At 75.0% G+C, this 3,012-nt stretch carries 2 protein-coding genes; both read right to left on the bottom strand.

Annotated elements, in window-relative coordinates:
* Positions 1-261: 261 nt before the first annotated feature.
* Positions 262-951 carry an AraC-like ligand-binding domain-containing protein gene (locus TR48_RS02805; RefSeq protein ID WP_052442354.1) on the bottom strand — a complete coding sequence of 230 codons (690 nt, stop codon included), beginning with the start codon at positions 949-951 and terminating at the stop codon, positions 262-264.
* A 97-nt stretch (positions 952-1,048) separates the two neighbouring features.
* Positions 1,049-2,848 carry an ABC transporter ATP-binding protein gene (locus TR48_RS02800; protein ID WP_052442353.1) on the bottom strand — a complete coding sequence of 600 codons (1,800 nt, stop codon included), beginning with the start codon at positions 2,846-2,848 and terminating at the stop codon, positions 1,049-1,051.
* Between the last annotated feature and the right edge of the window lie 164 nt (positions 2,849-3,012).

Genomic DNA, 3,012 nt, shown 5'->3' with positions numbered 1-3,012 from the left:
CCCCGCCTCGAGCAGCGCCCGCAGCATGCCCACCTCGCACGCCCCCAGCGCCCCGCCCCCGCCGAGCACGAACGCGCACGCCCCCGGCCCCGACGCCCCAGCGCCGCCCTCACCGCTGCCTGCGCCCACCTTCCGCTCCATACCCCGCGCCTTCCCCGCCCCGCCCCAGGCCATCCCCGCCGGGTGTACCACGCCTGCACGACGAGCCCCGCCGGGGGCACCGGGAGACCCCGGGAGACGGAGTCCGGCTTGGTCGCCCGGTCAGGCCCGGTCAGGCCCAGAGTCCCGGGGGCGGGGCCGGGCTTGGCCGCCTGATCGCGGCTGACCGCGCCGGAAGGCGCCGCGGGCGCGTGCCAGGACCGCCGCGTTCCCGGGGCGGGCCGTGGCGGCGGCCAGATGCTGGACGGCGCTCGACATCACCAGCGGGGACTGCCACGCGGTCGGGTTCTCCAGCAGGCCGTCGCGCAGGTAGGCGACCACGTCGGCGAGCTGCCGGTTCGCGGCCTGCGTCATCGGCCGGGCGCCGGTGAGGCGGACCGGACCCGCCTCGGGCGGGGGGTTCGCGACCTTGTCGAGCACGGCCGGGTCGAACATGATGACCGTGTAGTCGGCGGAGCGGACCTCGCCCCGGTAGGGCTGGTCCGGCTGCGCGAGCAGGAAGGTCTCCCCGGGGCCGAAGACCTCCTCCTGCCCGGACGTGCGGTCGACCAGGGTGCCGCTGTGCAGGCTGAGCAGGCACACCCGGCCGAGGCTCCCGGCGTCGTAGCCCATCTCGTACCCGAGCGACAGACGGTCCACCGTCAGCGTGCCGACGGCCCGCCGCTCGACCCGCGCGCGGGTGTTCTCCGCGCGGCCCCCGATGCGCATGGGCGTGTAGGCGGACGACAGGAAGGCCTCCGTGTCCTCCAGGCTCTCGCTGTCGAAAGTCAGCGTCTCCATCCGCGTCTTCATCGGCGGCTCACCTTCCGTGCGACACCACCTCTTGATGGCCCCCGCGTCGCCGACCCTACGCCCCCCGGCGGCGTGGTCTCCGAGATCAGGGAGGTCGTCAGCCGGAAAGGCGTCCCTCGCGCAGGAACAGCCGGGAGTCCGCCCAGGGGTACCGGTCCGGTTCATGGCTGATGATCAGCATCGTGTGGTCCGCCGCGCGTCGCCGCAGGGCGGCCAGGGTCGCGGCGGCCGCCTGCGGGTCCAGGCCGGCGACGGGCTCGTCCAGGATCCAGACCGCCGACCCGCGCAGGCAGGCGCGGGCGAGGGCGAGCCGGCGCAGCTCCCCGTCGGAGAGGCAGGGCTGCTGCGGGTCGAGGACGGTGTCGTAGCCCTGCGGGAGGCCGGTCAGCGCGTCGTGCAAGCCCGCCTCGCGAGCCGCGGCGGTGATCTCGGCGCGTGTCGCGCCGGGGCGGGCCACGCCGATGTTGTCGGCGACCGAGGCCGGAAGCAGGTCGGTGTGCTGCGGCACGAAGGTGATCTCCTCGTGCAGGCGCCCCGAGGGGAGCCGGTCCAGCCGACGGCCGTTCAGCAGCACCTGCCCGTGCGTCGGCTCGACGAGGCGGAGGGCGAGCCGCGCCAGCGTGGACTTTCCGCCGCCGCTCGGCCCGGAGACCACGGCGGTCCGCCGGGCGTCGAGGGCGAAGGTCACGTCGCGCAGCAGCGCGTCCCCCGCGCCGGAGTGCCGGAGAGTGACACCACGGAACTCCAGGGCCGGGCACGGCCCGGCGAGCGGCTCGCCCACGGCGGCGTCGTCCTCGACGAGGGCGTCCTCGGCGACCGGAGCGTCCCAGATCTCCGCGACCCGCTCGGCCGCCGCGGCGGCGGAGGTGACGAGCAGCGTGGTGCGGCCGAGCGACTGCAGCGGGGGGTAGAGGCAGCCGAGGAAAGCTGCGAAGGAGAGCAGTTGACCGACCGTCAGCCGGTGGTGTCCGACCTCCCAGGTGCCCAGTCCGACGACGCCGAGCACGCACACCGACTCCAGCACGACCACCACCTGGTGGTAGCACTCCTCCAGGCGCACCGCGGACATCGTGGAGCGCAGCCAGCGCTCCGCCTCGACGTCGAGACGCCGCTCCTCCTCCCCCGCCCGGCCGAACATCCGACGCAGGGTCACACCCCGCAGGGACTCCTCGATCACCGCGCTCACCGCGCCGTCGGCGGCCCGCTGGGCGTGGGCCGCGGCGTCGACCCGGTCGGTCATGCGGCGCGCGGCCAGCCAGAACACGGGCGAGGCCGCGAGCACGGCCACGGCCATGTCCCAGCGGAGCCAGACCAGCGCGGCGCCGAACAGGACCACGTTGATCACGGCGGAGGCGATGCCGATCGCGCCGGTCACGGCCAGCTCCTCGACAGCCGTGACGTCACCGGTGAGCCGCTCCACGAGGTCGCCCGCCCGGTGGCGCTGGAAGAACTGGACGGGGAGGCGCTGCAGATGGGCGAAGACGCGTGCGCGCAGGCGCAGGATGAAGCGTTCGCCGACCCAGGCGCCCAGGCAGTTGCCGCCGAACCCGATGAGCGCCGCGGCGGCGCTGACGGCCAGCCAGGCCCCGGCCGGCCCCCAATAGGCGCGCAGTGCGCCCGTCTGCAGGGCGCTGTCGGTGAGGTGCCCGAAGAGCAGCACGGCCACGGTCTCCGCCAGGCCGGTCGCCACCATCGACACGCTGACCAGTGCCAGCCAGCGCCTGTCCCCCCGGGTCAGCGGCCAGAACCGGACCAGCGCGTTCAGCCGTCCCTCTCCACGGCCGTCGACCGGCATCTCCGGCCCGGCCTCGACGAGCGCCGAGGAGGCCGGCGTCGGCCCCGCCAGCAGCTCGACGTCGGCCGGAGCCGGCGCGTCCGTCGGCATGGTCGGTCCCATCTCTCGCGTTCCTCTCATCCCAGTGAATCCAAAGCGAGGGGCGGGTCCGCTGCCCTGTGCTGCGGACCCGCCCCGAACTACGTGTCGCCGTTTACCGCTTCAGCGATCGTCACCAGCCGTGACGGCGGTCGCGGCGGTCACGGCAGTGGTGCCGGCGGCGGGCG

The sequence above is a fragment of the Streptacidiphilus neutrinimicus genome (assembly GCF_000787815.1).
Lineage (GTDB): Bacteria > Actinomycetota > Actinomycetes > Streptomycetales > Streptomycetaceae > Streptacidiphilus > Streptacidiphilus neutrinimicus.
The sequence above is the reverse complement of the archived record's forward strand: the minus strand, read 5'-3'. Positions and strand labels throughout refer to the sequence as shown.

Bases quoted from the DNA above. Each gene is read 5' to 3' on its own strand.
- TR48_RS02805 (WP_052442354.1), bottom strand. From the start codon at position 951: ATGAAGACGCGGATGGAGACGCTGACTTTCGACAGCGAGAGCCTGGAG.
- TR48_RS02800 (WP_052442353.1), bottom strand. From the start codon at position 2,848: ATGGGACCGACCATGCCGACGGACGCGCCGGCTCCGGCCGACGTCGAG.